General features: G+C 62.3%; 14 protein-coding genes and 2 tRNA genes. 7 read left to right on the top strand and 9 right to left on the bottom strand.

Annotation, left to right across the window (positions count from 1 at the left end; translation table 11 throughout):
• Nucleotides 1-119 precede the first annotated feature (119 nt).
• Together QME24_RS12180 and mgtE are read left to right on the top strand one after the other, a co-directional pair.
• A tRNA-Arg gene (locus tag QME24_RS12180) sits at nucleotides 120-196 on the top strand.
• Between the two features lie 420 nt (nucleotides 197-616).
• On the top strand, nucleotides 617-2,059 hold the full coding sequence (gene mgtE / locus QME24_RS12175) for a magnesium transporter (RefSeq protein ID WP_009681472.1): 1,443 nt from the start codon (nucleotides 617-619) through the stop codon (nucleotides 2,057-2,059).
• A gap of 213 nt (nucleotides 2,060-2,272) precedes the next feature.
• Here the strand turns inward: mgtE and QME24_RS12170 are convergent, their stop codons facing one another.
• Entirely contained in the window at nucleotides 2,273-2,599 is a 327-nt protein-coding gene (locus QME24_RS12170; protein WP_009681471.1) for an Arc family DNA-binding protein, read from the bottom strand.
• 346 nt (nucleotides 2,600-2,945) lie between these two features.
• Between QME24_RS12170 and phnN the strand changes: the two genes are divergently transcribed.
• The 3 genes from phnN (at nucleotide 2,946) to QME24_RS12155 (ending at nucleotide 4,942) form a co-directional block, all read left to right on the top strand.
• Nucleotides 2,946-3,542, top strand: a complete 597-nt coding sequence (gene phnN, locus QME24_RS12165) for a phosphonate metabolism protein/1,5-bisphosphokinase (PRPP-forming) PhnN (RefSeq protein WP_235767943.1) — start codon at nucleotides 2,946-2,948, stop codon at nucleotides 3,540-3,542.
• Nucleotides 3,543-3,650: 108 nt separating this feature from the next.
• A tRNA-Arg gene (locus QME24_RS12160) sits at nucleotides 3,651-3,727 on the top strand.
• A 216-nt stretch (nucleotides 3,728-3,943) separates the two neighbouring features.
• A complete protein-coding gene (locus QME24_RS12155) occupies nucleotides 3,944-4,942 on the top strand; it encodes a sensor domain-containing diguanylate cyclase (protein ID WP_182365447.1) in 999 nt (332 codons plus the stop codon).
• Nucleotides 4,943-5,024: 82 nt separating this feature from the next.
• Here QME24_RS12155 and lpdA read toward each other — a convergent pair whose 3' ends face one another.
• From lpdA to QME24_RS12135, 4 genes are read right to left on the bottom strand one after another with little or no spacing between them, the layout of a single operon-like run.
• On the bottom strand, nucleotides 5,025-6,404 hold the full coding sequence (gene lpdA, locus QME24_RS12150; RefSeq protein ID WP_281690848.1) for a dihydrolipoyl dehydrogenase: 1,380 nt from the start codon (nucleotides 6,402-6,404) through the stop codon (nucleotides 5,025-5,027).
• Nucleotides 6,405-6,406: 2 nt separating this feature from the next.
• Complete coding sequence (locus QME24_RS12145; protein ID WP_054904781.1) at nucleotides 6,407-7,666, bottom strand: dihydrolipoamide acetyltransferase family protein; 1,260 nt, start codon at nucleotides 7,664-7,666, stop codon at nucleotides 6,407-6,409.
• Complete coding sequence (locus QME24_RS12140) at nucleotides 7,667-8,725, bottom strand: alpha-ketoacid dehydrogenase subunit beta (protein ID WP_009684256.1); 1,059 nt, start codon at nucleotides 8,723-8,725, stop codon at nucleotides 7,667-7,669. It lies immediately after the preceding gene.
• A 1-nt stretch (nucleotide 8,726) separates the two neighbouring features.
• Nucleotides 8,727-9,959, bottom strand: coding sequence for a 3-methyl-2-oxobutanoate dehydrogenase (2-methylpropanoyl-transferring) subunit alpha (locus tag QME24_RS12135; protein ID WP_029887003.1), 1,233 nt, complete (start codon nucleotides 9,957-9,959; stop codon nucleotides 8,727-8,729).
• A gap of 198 nt (nucleotides 9,960-10,157) precedes the next feature.
• On the opposite strand from QME24_RS12135, the gene bkdR reads away from it, so the two are divergent.
• Complete coding sequence (gene bkdR, locus QME24_RS12130; protein WP_003254485.1) at nucleotides 10,158-10,643, top strand: Bkd operon transcriptional regulator BkdR; 486 nt, start codon at nucleotides 10,158-10,160, stop codon at nucleotides 10,641-10,643.
• Nucleotides 10,644-10,873: 230 nt separating this feature from the next.
• On the top strand, nucleotides 10,874-12,214 hold the full coding sequence (locus QME24_RS12125) for an MFS transporter (protein ID WP_054904782.1): 1,341 nt from the start codon (nucleotides 10,874-10,876) through the stop codon (nucleotides 12,212-12,214).
• A gap of 170 nt (nucleotides 12,215-12,384) precedes the next feature.
• Here the strand turns inward: QME24_RS12125 and QME24_RS12120 are convergent, their stop codons facing one another.
• The 4 genes from QME24_RS12120 to flgA all read right to left on the bottom strand — a co-directional run bounded on the left by QME24_RS12120 (nucleotide 12,385) and on the right by flgA (nucleotide 14,955).
• Nucleotides 12,385-13,128: a flagellar brake protein gene (locus QME24_RS12120; RefSeq protein ID WP_281690847.1), complete on the bottom strand. Its 744-nt coding sequence runs from the start codon at nucleotides 13,126-13,128 to the stop codon at nucleotides 12,385-12,387.
• A 79-nt stretch (nucleotides 13,129-13,207) separates the two neighbouring features.
• Nucleotides 13,208-13,675, bottom strand: a complete 468-nt coding sequence (locus QME24_RS12115) for a flagellar protein FlgN (RefSeq protein ID WP_054913401.1) — start codon at nucleotides 13,673-13,675, stop codon at nucleotides 13,208-13,210.
• A gap of 49 nt (nucleotides 13,676-13,724) precedes the next feature.
• Nucleotides 13,725-14,039, bottom strand: coding sequence for a flagellar biosynthesis anti-sigma factor FlgM (gene flgM / locus QME24_RS12110; RefSeq protein ID WP_009684251.1), 315 nt, complete (start codon nucleotides 14,037-14,039; stop codon nucleotides 13,725-13,727).
• Nucleotides 14,040-14,202: 163 nt separating this feature from the next.
• Nucleotides 14,203-14,955, bottom strand: coding sequence for a flagellar basal body P-ring formation chaperone FlgA (flgA, locus tag QME24_RS12105; RefSeq protein WP_054904786.1), 753 nt, complete (start codon nucleotides 14,953-14,955; stop codon nucleotides 14,203-14,205).
• Between the last annotated feature and the right edge of the window lie 71 nt (nucleotides 14,956-15,026).

The following is a 15,026-nucleotide window of genomic DNA, read 5'->3' as shown; positions in this document are numbered from 1 at the left end:
CGGCTACGAACCGAGCGGTCGCAGGTTCGAATCCTGCTGAGTCCGCCACTTTTTGAAGTGGTTTTGCTTGCAAGGCTACTCAGTCAACCAGTGGTAATCTGGTCTAAAACTACCATCACGGACTCATAGCTCAGCTGGATAGAGTACTCGGCTACGAACCGAGCGGTCGCAGGTTCGAATCCTGCTGAGTCCGCCATACCCCATCAAAAAGCCCGCTCAACAGAGCGGGCTTTTTGTTTCTGCGTGTCACAGAATTGTCGACCATGGCCATCTAAGCTTTCCTGTAAAGGTTGTGCCGTGGCCGGGGCGCTTCGCAGTTCCAAGGCCGCACTGCCGCGACATATGCGAAATTCAATGTGCTTTCGTACCCACGACAACCGTCGCACTGTTGGCTTCGTGCGTTGTCCCAGCTTTATCGCGCAAACGATTGTTCTAGCCAAAAATTTAAGCGATCTGACAGCTTTAGCAGTGTATGATTGCGCCCGTCAGCCCCGCCGGGGCTTGTGGAAAACCACCATGGACTTACCCAGTAGTTACTCGCTAACACGATTCATACCGAAAGATCTGACCGATTGATTCTCCCGGCGTGCTCCGCTGGTGGGAGTGGAGTTCGCCTATGACCGAAGTAGAAGTAAAAAAAGCACAGGACAGCCTGCAGGACCGCCTGGCCCAGGTGATCGAGTTGCTGCAGCGCCAGCGTGTGGTTGAAGACCTGACCCACCGCCAGGAAGGTGCGCACAACGACCTGGTCGAGAACCTGGTCCACCGCCAGAACCTCGTCGAGTTGCAGCGCAAGCTCGATGACCTTCACCCCGCCGACGTCGCCTACATCCTCGAAGCCTTGCCCCTGGAAGACCGCCTGACGGTCTGGCAGCTGGTGCGCTCGGATCGCGACGGCGACATCCTGCTCGAAGTCTCCGACTCCGTACGTCAGTCGCTGATTGCCGACATGGACGACCACGAGCTGCTGGCGGCGGCCAAGGAAATGGACGCCGACGAACTGGCTGACCTGGCGCCTGAGTTGCCGCGTGACGTTGTCCACGAGCTGATGGAAACGCTGGATGCCCAGCAACGCGAGCGGGTGCGTTCCGCGCTGAGCTACGACGAGGAGCAGGTCGGTGCGCTGATGGACTTCGAGATGGTCACCATCCGCGAAGACGTTAGCCTGGAAGTGGTGCTGCGCTACCTGCGCCGCCTCAAAGAACTGCCCAACCATACCGACAAACTGTTCGTGGTCGATTACGACGGCATCCTCAAAGGGGTGTTGCCGATCAAGCGCCTGTTGGTCAACGACCCGGAGAAGAAAGTCGCGGAGGTCATGGCGACCGACCCCGTGTCTTTCCAGCCCGAGGAAGATGCCTACGATGCCGCGCAGGCCTTTGAGCGTTACGACCTGGTATCGGCGCCGGTGGTCGACAAGAGCGAGCGCCTGATCGGCCGTTTGACCATCGACGAAATGGTCGACCTGATTCGTGAGGAAAGCGAGAGCGAAGTCCTCAACATGGCCGGTCTGCGCGAAGAAGAGGACATCTTCGCCTCGGTCTGGCGTTCGTTCCGCAACCGCTGGGCCTGGCTGGCGATCAACCTGATCACCGCGTTTCTGGCTTCGCGGGTGATCGGCGTGTTCGAGGGTTCGATTGAAAAACTGGTGGCCTTGGCCGCGTTGATGCCGATCGTTGCTGGTATTGGTGGCAACTCCGGTAACCAGACCATCACCATGATCGTCCGTGCCATGGCGCTGGATCAGGTGTCGCCGGGCAATACCAGCCGTTTGATGCGTAAAGAGCTGGCGGTATCGCTGATCAACGGCCTGGTGTGGGGCGGGGTGATCGGTGCGGTGGCTTTCTGGCTGTATGGCAGCTGGTCATTGGGGGTGGTGATGACCGCAGCGATGACCCTCAACCTGTTGCTGGCCGCGCTGATGGGCGTGCTTATCCCGATGACCCTGGCGCGACTGGGCCGGGACCCGGCGATGGGCGCGAGTGTGATGATCACGGCTGTGACCGACAGTGGCGGGTTCTTCATCTTCCTGGGGCTGGCGACGCTATTCTTGCTGTAACCCCTTTCTTGCCTTGCGCGATCCCTGTAGGAGCGGCCTTGTGTCGCGATGGGGCGCGCAGCGGCCCCGGGTTCTGGCGTTACAGCCGACATTGCCGGGGCCGCGCTGCGGCCCTTTCGCGACACAAGGCCGCTCCTACAGGGGGGCGAATTCCCTGTAGTGACCCACAAAAAAGCCAGCTGACGCTGGCTTTTTTGTATCCGCTGGCAACCTTCAGGAAGCGTCGGCTGCCATCTCTGCATCGTGCGCGATCAGCGCAACCAAGGCGTTTTGCTGGCGGTGGGACAGCTGACGGAAACGTTGCAGCAACTCGCGTTCATGCAGGGACAGCTCCGGGCTGTCCAGGCGCATGCTCAGCTCGTCACCCAACGCGCCTTCCTGGATAAGGCTCTGCTCCAGGCGTGCGATGATTTCGGAGTTCATGCTGCGGTGATGGTTGCGCGCTACCTCGGCAATGCGCTCACGCATTCCGTCTGGCAGGCGGACGACGAACTTGTCAGCGGTGCGGCTCGAATAAATAGCCTGTTTCATTGGGCGCATATAAATTGACCGGATTTTGGTTCAGGGGAAGCGGTTCTCAAATTGGCCGCACGGGGGTGAAAATACGACCGTCGTGGCGACAAAATGTTCAACCGTCAGTGAAAATTGGATGCTCATCTTGCCTCAAGGTCGCCGTTTCCTTGGCGTCAATTATGTGACAAATAGTGAGCCGGGTAAAGGCTTTGTGCCAGTACCAATTATCAGAAATGAGTACTGGTTTGAAAAGTTTTACATGCTCCGGCTCGCCTGACCGTCAGCCTTTTGCCGTCAAAAACTGGTAAAAAACAGCAAAAGACCAGGAAAACCCCTAGAATGCGCCGGGTTCCCTCTATAGAGCATAGTGGCTATGCAACATGACGCAAGCGACCGCCGATCAGGGGCAGGGCGGCTGATATTTTTGATGGGCCCGTCAGGGTCTGGGAAGGATTCCATCCTGGAAGCTTCCCGTGAGCAACTGGCTGCCGCCGGCGTGGAAATCGCCCACAGGGTCATTACCCGCTCGGCAGAAGCGCGGGGCGAAGCGGCCCATGGCGTTACCCCGCAGCAATTTGCGGCCCTGCTCGCGCAGGGCGCGTTCGCCATGCATTGGCAGGCCAATGGCCTGGACTATGGCATTGCGGTGCAGGTGGACGCCTGGCTGCAGGCGGGCAGGCCGGTGCTGGTCAATGGCTCGCGCGCCTATTTGGCCGAAGCCCGTGCGCGTTACCCAGACCTGTTGGCGGTGCTGGTCGAAGTCAGCCCCGAAGTGCTGCGCGAGCGCTTGTTGGCCCGCGGGCGGGAAACGGCGGCGCAAGTCGAGCAGCGCCTGGCCCGTAATGCACGTTTACAGCACACCAGCGACCCCACCGTGCATGTGCTGGACAATTCCAACCGCCTGGAAACAGCCGTCGCCGGCCTGTTCACACTGCTGCGCGAAACGGGCGTGCTGCCCGGGGCGACGTAGTGCCAGAAAAGGATTACGCGAAAAAGCCCGGTACAGGCATGACAAACGCTGGCATGCTGGTTAACATGCTCGCCGTCCCGCTGTGCAGCGCTCGCTGCCGGTGTTTGCGTCTCAGTAGCTCAATTGGATAGAGCATCCCCCTCCTAAGGGGAAGGTTGCAGGTTCAATTCCTGCCTGGGACGCCATTTCCCCCCCTGTTTGCCTACCTCTCCAAAGCCCTGAGGCTTCCCGCCGATCAGGCCGTCATGGCCAGTAAAAATATACGCCGTTGGATCTCTTCCGGTCTCCCAGCGCCAGGCTTATGCTTGCCACTGACAGACATGATCTTGCCGCCTGCGGCAAACACATAATGTCGGCAGCCCCTTGATGGGCACGCAGTTGCTGGGCATCAGGGAGAGCGCATGAATCAGGAAACCAGGCCGGCGCCCGCCGGCTTCAGTGAACAGCAGTTGCACACCTTGTTCGAGTTGGTCAGCGATGGCATCTGGGACTGGAACGCCAACACCGGCTACGTTTATCGCAACCCCGGTTGGTACGCCATGCTGGGCTATGCCAACCATTCCAAGGCCAACTCGGTATTCACCTGGGAAAGTGTGATCCATCCCGAAGACTACCCCCGGGTGATGGCGCATTTCGAGGCCTACATCGAGCAGCGCACCGAGCGTTACCTTATCGAGTACCGTTGCCGCTGCCAGGATGGCAGTTACCTGTGGATCGAGGACACTGGCTATATCATCGACCGCAACGCCGATGGCTCGGTGGCACGCATGCTCGGTGCGCACCGCAACATTGACGCTGGCAAGCGCCTGGTTGCGCAGCTGCAACAGAAGAACCAATCACTGGAGAGCCTGGTTGCCGAACGCACCCGCGAACTGTCCTGGGTCAACCAGCAGTTGCAGCGCCAGCTGGATGAAAACCGCGAGCTGGCCGAACGCGATGCCCTGACCCGCGTCGCCAGTCGCTACCGGCTGGAAAAGGAGCTGCAACTGGAGTGTCAGCGCGCTCAGCGCTTTCGCCAGCCGTTGTCGCTGATTGCCATGGACATGGATGATTTCAAGCCGATCAACGACCGCTATGGCCACGCGCAGGGTGACAGGGCATTGGTGCAGGTGGCGGAAAACCTGCGCAGCTGCCTGCGTGATTTTGACCTGTTGGCGCGTTGGGGGGGTGACGAGTTCATCATCGTGCTGCCGCAGACCGCCCTGAGCGAAGCGTTGGACGTGGCAACGCGCCTGCGCCAGGCCGTACAGCAGCTGGAGCCGGTGGGCGACTGCCAGCTGACCATGAGCTACGGCGTGGTACAGCGGCGCGGCGGGGAAGACCAGGTCGAGCTGCTGGCGCGGGCGGACCAGGCGCTGTACCGGGCCAAGGGCAATGGCAAGAACGTCATAGCCGAGTAGCCTGTGCCGGCCCCGTGAGTAAAAAAAAGACCCGCGGCGCCTCACGGCGCAGCGGGCCAAATCGGCCTTGGCCGCTTCAGTGTCAGATATGCAGGGCGTGCCCCAAGGCGCGCAGTGCCGCTTCCTGTACCGCCTCACCCAGTGTCGGGTGGGCATGGATGGTACCGGCCACATCCTCCAGGCGTGCGCCCATCTCCAGCGACTGGGCAAACGCCGTGGACAGCTCGGAAACGGCCACGCCAACCGCCTGCCAACCCACGATCAAATGGTTGTCACGGCGCGCCACCACGCGCACGAAACCGCTTTTCGACTCCAGGCTCATGGCCCGGCCATTGGCGGCAAACGGGAACTGCGCGACGATGCAGTCCAGGCCCTGCTGGCTGGCCTGCTCCGGGGTTTTGCCGACTACCACCACTTCCGGGTCGGTGAAGCACACGGCGGCAATGGCTGCCGGTTCGAAACGGCGGGTTTTGCCGGCGATGATCTCGGCCACCATCTCGCCTTGGGCCATGGCCCGGTGCGCCAGCATCGGCTCGCCAGCCACGTCGCCGATGGCCCAGACATTGTGCATGCTGGTCTGGCAGCGCTCGTCGATGGCGATGCCGGGGCCGTTCATCTTCAGGTCCAGGCATTCCAGGTTGAAGCCGCGGGTGCGTGGTCGGCGGCCGACCGCCACCAGTACCTGGTCAGCCTCCAGGCGCAACTGCCCACCCTGGCCATCATTGGCCAGCAGGCAGCCATCTCGGTAACCCTCGACGGTATGGCCCAGGTGCAGGGCGATGCCCAGCTTTTTCAGCGACTCGGCCACCGGTGCCGTCAGTTCAGTGTCGTAAGTCGGCAGAATGCGCTCGCGCGCTTCCACCACGCTGACCCGCGCGCCCAGTTTGCGATAGGCGATACCCAGCTCCAGGCCGATGTAACCACCGCCCACCACCACCAGGTGTTGGGGCAGGGCTTTGGGTGCCAGCGCTTCGGTGGAGGAAATGACCGCGCCACCCAGCGGCAGCATCGGCAGTTCAACGCTGCTGGAGCCGGTGGCCAGCAGCAGGTGTTCGCACTGGATACGTTGGCCATCGACCTCGACCTGCTTGCCGTCGAGCAGCTTGGCCCAGCCATGCACAACCTTGACTCCGTGTTTTTTCAGCAAGGCGGCGACCCCGGTGGTCAGGCGGTCGACGATGCCGTCCTTCCAGGCCACGCTCTGGCCGATGTCCAGGCGCGCCGAAGCCACGCTGATGCCCAGCGGCGAGGCTTCGGTGTAGCGGGTGGCCTGGTGGTACTGCTCGGCCACGTGGATCAGTGCCTTGGACGGGATGCAGCCGATGTTCAGGCAAGTGCCGCCCAGCGCCTGGCCCTCGACCAGCACCGTGGGTATGCCCAGTTGCCCGGCGCGGATGGCCGCGACATAGCCGCCAGGGCCGCCGCCGATGATCAGCAAGGTGGTTTGTAGGGTTTGTTGCATGATCACTCCACGAACAGGCAGGCAGGTTGTTCGAGCAGGCCACGCACGGCCTGGATGAACAGGGCGGCGTCCATGCCATCGACCACCCGGTGGTCGAATGAGCTGGACAGGTTCATCATCTTGCGCACGACGATCTGGCCGTCGATCACCACCGGCCGCTCGACCATGCGGTTGACGCCGACGATCGCCACCTCCGGCGTGTTCACCACGGGCGTGCTGACGATACCGCCCAGCGCTCCGAGGCTGGTCAGGGTGATGGTCGAACCGGACAGTTCTTCGCGGTTGGCCTTGTTGTTGCGCGCGGCATGGGCCAGGCGTGTGATCTCGCTGGCGTTGGCCCACAGACTGCCTGCTTCGGCGTGGCGCAGCACCGGCACCATCAGCCCGTTGTCCCCTTGCGTGGCGATGCCGACATGCACCGCACCATGGCGGGTGATGACCTGCGCTTCGTCGTCGTAGGTCGCGTTGATCTGCGGGAAATCACGCAGCGCCACCACCAGCGCACGCACCAGGAACGGCAGCAGGGTGAGTTTGCCGCGGCTGTCGCCGTGCTTGCTGTTGAGTTGCTGGCGCAGGGCTTCGAGGGCCGTGACGTCGATTTCTTCCACGTAGCTGAAGTGCGCGACCCGGCGCTTGGCGTCCTGCATGCGCTGGGCAATCTTGCGGCGCAGGCCGATCACCGGCACCTGCTGGCTGTCGGTGCGCTTGGCATAGCCATTCGGCGCCTGCCCAGTGCTGCTTTGCGGCTTGCTCATGAAGGCGTCGAGGTCTTCGTGCAGAATGCGCCCGGCCGGGCCGCTGCCATGCACGTAGCGCAGTTCGATACCCGCATCCAGGGCGCGCTTGCGCACGGCGGGCGAAGCCAGCGGCTTGTCGCCCGGCTGACGCGGCACGATGGGCGCGGTTTCATGGTTGGCCGGTGCCTGGCAGGCGACCGGTTTAACGGGTTCCTGCGGCGCTGCCGGCGCAGCTGCAGTTTCCACCTGTTTGGCCTGCGGCACATCCACATGGTTACCGCTGCCTTCCACCTCGATGCGGATCAGCTCGCTGCCGACCGCCATCACTTCCCCGGGTTGGCCGCCCAAGGCCAATACTTTGCCACTGACCGGCGAAGGGATTTCCACAGTTGCCTTGTCGGTCATGACATCGGCCACCACCTGGTCTTCGGCGATGGTGTCGCCGACCTTGACGAACCATTCCACCAACTCGACCTGCGCAATGCCTTCGCCAATGTCCGGCATCTTGATGACGTGCGTGCCCATTCAGACCTCCATGACCTTTTTCAATGCCGCGCCTACCCGCGAAGGCCCAGGGAAGTAAGCCCATTCCTGTGCGTGAGGGTAGGGGGTGTCCCAGCCGGTGACACGCTCGATTGGCGCCTCCAGGTGGTGGAAGCAGTGCTCCTGCACCAGCGACACCAGTTCGGCACCAAAGCCACAGGTGCGGGTGGCCTCGTGCACTACCACGCAGCGGCCGGTTTTTTTCACCGATGTGACAATGGCCTCGAGGTCCAGCGGCCAGAGGCTGCGCAGGTCGATCACTTCGGCATCGACGCCGCTCTCTTCGGCTGCCACCTGGGCGACGTACACGGTGGTGCCGTACGTCAACACGGTCACGTCATTGCCTGGCCGGGCAATGGCGGCCTTGTCCAGCGGTACGCTGTAGTAGCCGTCGGGCACGGCACTGTGCGGGTGTTTCGACCAGGGTGTCACGGGGCGGTCGTGGTGGCCGTCGAACGGGCCGTTGTACAGGCGCTTGGGCTCCAGGAAAATCACCGGGTCGTCGCATTCGATCGAGGCGATCAGCAGGCCCTTGGCGTCGTATGGGTTCGATGGCATGACCGTACGCAGGCCGCACACCTGGGTGAACATGGCTTCCGGGCTCTGGCTGTGGGTCTGGCCACCGTAAATGCCGCCGCCGCAGGGCATGCGCAGGGTCAGCGGGGCGATGAATTCACCGGCCGAGCGGTAACGCAGGCGGGCCATTTCGGAAACGATCTGGTCAGAGGCAGGGTAGAAGTAGTCGGCAAACTGGATTTCCACCACCGGGCGCAAACCGTAGGCGCCCATGCCTACCGCGGTGCCGACGATACCGCTCTCGGAGATCGGCGCGTCGAATACGCGCGACTTGCCGTACTTGGCCTGCAGGCCTTCGGTGCAGCGGAACACGCCGCCAAAGTAGCCGACGTCCTGGCCGTACACCACTACATTGTCGTCGCGTTCAAGCATGACATCCATGGCCGAGCGCAGGGCCTGGATCATGGTCATGGTGGTGGTGGCCATGGCGGTTTCCGGGTTGATGCTGTTGTTGTGGTCGTTCATGTCAAACCCCCAGTTCCTGGCGTTGGCGGCGCAGGTGGTCGGGCATTTCCTTGTACACGTCCTCGAACATCGAGGCAGCGCTCGGGATGTGACCGTTGGCCAGGGTGCCGTATTGCTCGGCCTCTTTCTGCGCGGCGATCACCGCCGCTTCAAATTCGGCGGTGGTGGCCTGGTGTTCTTCTTCGGACCAGTGGCCGATCTTGATCAGGTGCTGCTTAAGCCGGGCGATCGGGTCACCCAGCGGGAAGTGGCTCCAGTCATCGGCGGGGCGGTACTTGGACGGGTCGTCAGAGGTCGAGTGCGGGCCGGCGCGGTAGGTGACCCACTCGATCAGGCTGGGGCCCATGCCACGGCGCGCGCGTTCGGCGGCCCAGCGCGAGGCGGCGTACACCGCGACGAAGTCGTTGCCGTCGACCCTCAGCGAGGCGATGCCGCAGCCCACGCCACGGCCGGCGAAGGTGGTCGATTCGCCACCGGCAATGGCCTGGAAGGTCGAGATGGCCCACTGGTTGTTGACCACGTTGAGAATGACCGGCGCCCGGTACACGTGAGCGAAGGTCAGGGCGGTGTGGAAGTCCGACTCGGCGGTGGCGCCGTCGCCGATCCACGCCGAGGCGATCTTGGTATCGCCCTTGATCGCCGAGGCCATCGCCCAGCCGACGGCTTGCACGAACTGGGTGGCCAGGTTGCCGCTGATGGTGAAGAAGCCGGCCTCGCGTACCGAGTACATGATCGGCAGCTGGCGGCCCTTGAGCGGATCGCGCTCGTTGGACAGCAACTGGCAGATCATGTCCACCAGTGACACGTCGCGGGCCATCAGGATGCTTTGCTGGCGGTAGGTGGGGAAGCACATGTCGGTGCGGTTCAATGCCAGTGCCTGGCCGCTGCCGATGGCTTCCTCGCCCAGGCTCTGCATGTAGAAAGACATCTTCTTCTGGCGCTGGGCAACTACCATGCGGCTGTCGAACACCCGGGTCTTGAGCATGGCGCGCATGCCCTGGCGCAGGACCTGCGGGTCGATGTCTGCAGCCCACGGGCCCTGAGCGTTACCTTGCTCGTCAAGGACGCGGACCAGGCTGTAGGAAAGGTCGGCGGTGTCGGCAGCATCGACATCCACAGGAGGCTTGCGGGCTTGACCTGCGTCGTTCAGGCGCAGGTAGGAAAAATCGGTCTGGCAGCCTGGCCGGCCGGTGGGCTCGGGCACATGCAAACGCAGGGGGGCGTACTCGTTCATGCTTTTTACGCTCGCTCGGGTATTTGTTTTTGTGAGCTTTGAAGCGGCCGCCGCTGAGTGCCGGCTTGTGACTGGCAGGTCAGCGTCACCTACATCTTAGTGGCCCGGCAGGAGAATTTTTCTCTCAAGTTGATTGCCTTTGCTGTGCGCGGCAGATAATCATTCCGTATAACCAAAAAAAACCGGTGATTTTGTCTCATGCGCAAACTCGATCGTACCGATATCGGCATTCTCAACAGCCTGCAGGAGAACGCCCGCATCACCAACGCCGAGCTGGCACGCTCGGTGAACCTGTCGCCCACGCCCTGTTTCAACCGGGTGCGGGCCATGGAAGAGCTTGGCGTGATTCGGCAGCAGGTGACGTTGTTGTCGCCCGAAGTGCTGGGGCTGGATGTGAACGTGTTCATTCATGTCAGCCTGGAGAAACAGGTGGAGCAGTCGCTGCATCGCTTCGAGGAAGAAATCGCCGAGCGGCCCGAGGTGATGGAGTGCTACCTGATGACCGGTGACCCGGACTACCTGCTGCGGGTACTGCTGCCAAGCATCCAGGCGCTGGAGCGGTTTCTCGATTACCTGACCCGGTTGCCGGGGGTGGCCAATATTCGCTCGAGTTTTGCCCTGAAGCAGGTGCGCTATAAAACCGCCCTGCCGCTGCCAGCCAATGGCATGACCTTGCGCGAGTGAGCCATGCAGCGCCGTTGGCGTGGGAACTGTTGAACTGCGAATTCATCGAAGGCTAGGTCGCCAGCAGCCGTGCCAAACAGCGCGTGCTGGCAGTACCAGCCTGATCGCGACACCACCTGCACCGGACACGCCGCCATGGCGGCAAATCGCTCAAGGGGGCCTGCGCCGAGCGGGTTTTGCCCTTATGCTGCTAGCAGCCCGCCACCTGACCAGGGAGCTCCTCGGTACCTATGCGAAATGTATGGAAGCCGTTTCAGTCGTTGTATTTCGCCGCGCTGATGATGTTGATCGGCTCGGGTCTGCTCAGTACCTACCTCGCCTTGCGCCTGGCTGCCGACCACGTCGACAGCCTGTGGGTCGGTGCCTTGATGGCGGCCAACTACTTTGGCCTGGCAGTGGGCGGCAAGGTCGGCCACCGGCTGATCGGTCGGGTCGGGCACATACGTGCCTATGCCACCTGCGCCGGCATCGTTGGCGCGGCGGTGCTCGGCCATGGCCTGACCGACTGGCTGCCGGCGTGGGTCGGCCTGCGCATGATTGTTGGCCTGGGCATGATGTGCCAGTACATGGTCATCGAGAGTTGGCTCAACGAGCAGGCGGATGTGAAGCACCGCGGCGCGGTGTTCAGCGGGTACATGATTGCCTCGTACCTGGGCCTGGTGCTCGGCCAGCTGATTTTGGTGGTGCACCCGGCGCTTGGCCCGGAATTACTGATGCTGGTGGCTATGTGCTTCGCCCTGTGCCTGGTGCCGGTGGCCATGACCCGGCGTATTCACCCGGCACCCTTGCGCCCGGCCCCGATGGAGCCGAAGTTCTTCATCAAGCGCGTGCCGCAGTCGCTCAGCACCGTGCTCGGCTCGGGGCTGATCGTGGGTTCGTTCTACGGCCTGGCGCCGTTGTATGCCTCCAGCCAGGGCATGAGTACGGAGCAGATCGGTTTGTTCATGGGTAGCTGCATCTTTGCCGGCCTGCTGGTGCAGTGGCCGCTGGGCTGGTTGTCCGACCGTTACGACCGGGCGGTACTGATCCGCAGCGTGGCGGTGGGCCTGGCACTGGCGGCAGCGCCGTTGGCGGTACTGCCCAGCGTGCCGCTGGAGTTGCTGTTCGGCATCGGCTTCGTGATTTCGCTGTTGCAGTTCTGCCTGTATCCGCTGGCGGTGGCGTTTTCCAACGACCACGTGGAAAGTGAGCGGCGGGTGTCGTTGACCGCGATGCTGCTGGTGACTTACGGCGTTGGCGCCTGTATCGGGCCATTGGCGGCTGGCGTGCTGATGAAGGTGCTGGGCGCGCAGATGCTGTATGCCTTCTTCGTGTTCTTTGCGCTGGTGCTGGTGTGGCGCATCCGGCCGAAGGCGGTTACCGGCTTGCACCAGGTGCAGGACGCACCGCTTGGTCACGTGGCGATGCCGGCGGCCGGTTCGCCATTGTCGGCGGCCCTGGACCCGCGCGTGGATGAGCAGACCGTGCAGGATGTAATGCAGGCACCGGTGGCGGCAGAGGATACCGAGGCGGAAGAGAAGGGGGCCGAGCAACAGGCGCCCGAGGCTGAAGACGCGAGCAAGTCAGTGTAAGCCTGTGCTGGCCTCTTCGCGGGCTTGCCGCTCTCACGGGGTCACTGCCAGCCTTGAGGGCAGTGCAATACCTGTGGGAGCGGGCGAGCCCGCGAAGGGGCCAGCACTGGAGAAACACAAACGAAAACGCCACCTCGAAAGGTGGCGTTTCTGCTTCAACCAGCCGACGGTCAGTAGTCGTCTTTGTCGAACCGCCGCGCCTCACGCTGCAGCTGGTACACGAAACTCTCGACCTTGCGCTGTGCAGGGCCGCTGAGGTTGTGGAAGCGTACGCCGGCAAAGGTGGTGTTGATGCGCTCTTCGTAATGCAGGTGGCGCAGCTCGACCATGGTGTCGACCAGGCCCAGCGGGTTACCCGCCTTGAAGCGCTCATACACCTGGCCCAGTTGCAGGCGGCTTTCGACATTGCCCTCGAAGCGCAGTTTGCAGCCGGTGGCGGAGATGTCCAGCAGCTTGCCGCGCAGGGCACCGTTGCCTTTGAGGTGGGTACCGTCAAGGATCACGTCGACCAGTTGCGACAGCTTCAGCGCGGCGCGGAAGGCATTGCGGCGCTGGTGGTAGGTCATCTCGACTGGCAAGGGGCCGCTGTAGCAGCGGTGGCCGTTGACTTCGCTGATCTTCAGGGCGTGGTTGCATTCCCAGGCAATACGCACGCCGTCGTGGAAGCCTTCGACACGGAAGTGTTCACCGCTCTCGATGAACTTCTCGGCGTCACGGGGGATCATTTCATCCAGCGCCAGGGTGTTGCTTTCACGGTCCACGTGCGTCACGTAGCTCTGGAAGCGGTGGCTGCGGTCATGGAAGGTGATGATCAGCGGGTCGTGGCTTTCTTGCAGTTGCCGCAAGTTGGCCGCAATCTCCAAAGGGGTGCTCAGCACCTTTGGCGGTTGCGGGGCATCTGATTCATTGAACACGGCTTATCGTTCTCCAGGCAAAAGCGACTCACGCAAGTAACGGCATTTTGCCAGTATGTTCCGTGCCTTGATAGAAAAATCAGACTTGGCTGAGGGCGCGTGGCTTGCTCAGCAGCGATGTGCCGCCACGGCTATTGTACAGCGACGGTGAATCGCCGCCTTGAAGGATGCGGATCTGGTTATTGGTGACGTGTTGCTGCACCTGGATGATACGGCCATTAGTCTCATTGACTTGCTGGCAGGCTTGCATCAGCTGGCTAATTACGTCGAGTTGCTGCAGTAGCAATGCGCCATTTGGCGATTGAGCGGCAACGGCCTCGACCCCTGCGCGATCGGCGCTAAGGCCTAGGCTGGTGAGCAGGTTGCCGCGACGGATCCCTTGCTGCTCGAGCAGCACGATCAAAGACTGCTTGCGCGCCAAGATGCTCTCCAGTGGCGACATGTCGCGACCATGCAAAGCAACGGCTTCTTTCTGCAGGAGCTCAAGCAGTTCCTGCAGCGGGGCAATGTCATCTTCGATCAGTTGCAGCAATGTGGTGTCGTGCATGGCTAACTCTTGGCTTTTCTAGCGTCCGTGAAGTCAGCGCGCCGCTCGGTCAGCGCTGGGCTTCGAAATCAAGCAGTTTGCTGGCGACCCGGCCGGCATCGACCTGGTAGCTGCCGTCGGCGATAGCCTGTTTCAACTGAGCCACACGGGCGCTGTTGACCACCGGTTCGTCGCGCAGCTTGTCGCTGATCTTCTGCAACTGCTGGGCCTCTTGGCTGAGGTGTACCGCTTCTCCGCTGGCGCCGGTGTCTTTCACCGCTTCCTGGCTGGCTGCCGGTTTTTCGGCGCTGCCGGTGGCGCTGTTACCGCGCACGCCGCCCGTGACGGACGGAGAGTTATTCAAACGACTGAAGTCGATGACCATGATCAGAAACCTCTGGGTATTTGGACGCTTGCCTTGTTTTCGGCCAACCCGATAGAAACTTTAGGCACAAATGCGTTGCCGCCTGTCAGCAAGCTCGCCACCCGTTTTCTGACACAGTTTAGGAAATGCGGTTCCGCACCGCCAGCGCCTTCTGGCGATTGGTCTACATGCTGACCTCGACCTGGCCAGGGCCGGTGACCCTGGCCTTGACCACCCGTTTCGAATTGAGGTTGCGTACCCTTATCTGCTCGCTGAGGCCGCCCTTGCTCAGGGCTTCGCCTGGCATGCGCACGCTCAGGCTACCGCTGCGCGCCACGATGACCACCTGATCACCCTTGCGCACCACCTCGGCCTGCTCCAGGTGCTGCGGGGTGAGCACCTGGTCGATCACCGTGGGGCGCAGCATCTTCATGCCCACGGCTTGGTCCAGTTCGCTGAGGAAGCCCTGGCCCAGGGTGCCGACATCCCGTTCGCGCAGGGCCACGTCGCCTTCACCAACGACGTTATCACGCTTGAGCGGGCGGGTTACCACCACCACGTCGCGGAACAGCCGCACCGTGGCGGGAACGAATACCGTCCACGGCGCGGCGCCATTGCAGCGCACCCGCACGGTCACCCGGCCCAGTGGCTGCGCGGGGCTTTCCAGCGAGGCGTCCAGTTGCTGGCTGCACAACGGCATGCGCAGGCGCGGGTCCAGCGAGCTGACCTCGATTTCATAGCGGCCGGCGGTCTGGGTACTGGCCAGATAATCTTCGACGGTAAATTCAAGAAACCCTTGGGTGACACCGATAAGCTGTTCAGGCAAGGTGAACGCGTCCGCTAGCGTGCGAACGCCGGGCATCAGCAGGCACAGCGTGGCCAGCGAGCCAGTCAGCAGGCGCGTCAATCGTCGGAAAAATGTCGTTTTCGTGTACATGACGCTCAAAAAAGCAAAGCCCGTGCCGACTCACTGTTCGAGTTGCAACGTAAGGCTGAAATGTTAAGGAG

Source organism: Pseudomonas sp. PARCl1 (genome assembly GCF_947311875.1).
GTDB classification, from domain to species: domain Bacteria; phylum Pseudomonadota; class Gammaproteobacteria; order Pseudomonadales; family Pseudomonadaceae; genus Aquipseudomonas; species Aquipseudomonas juntendi.
Note: the sequence above shows the minus strand (reverse complement) of the source record. Positions and strands in the feature narration are given on the sequence as shown.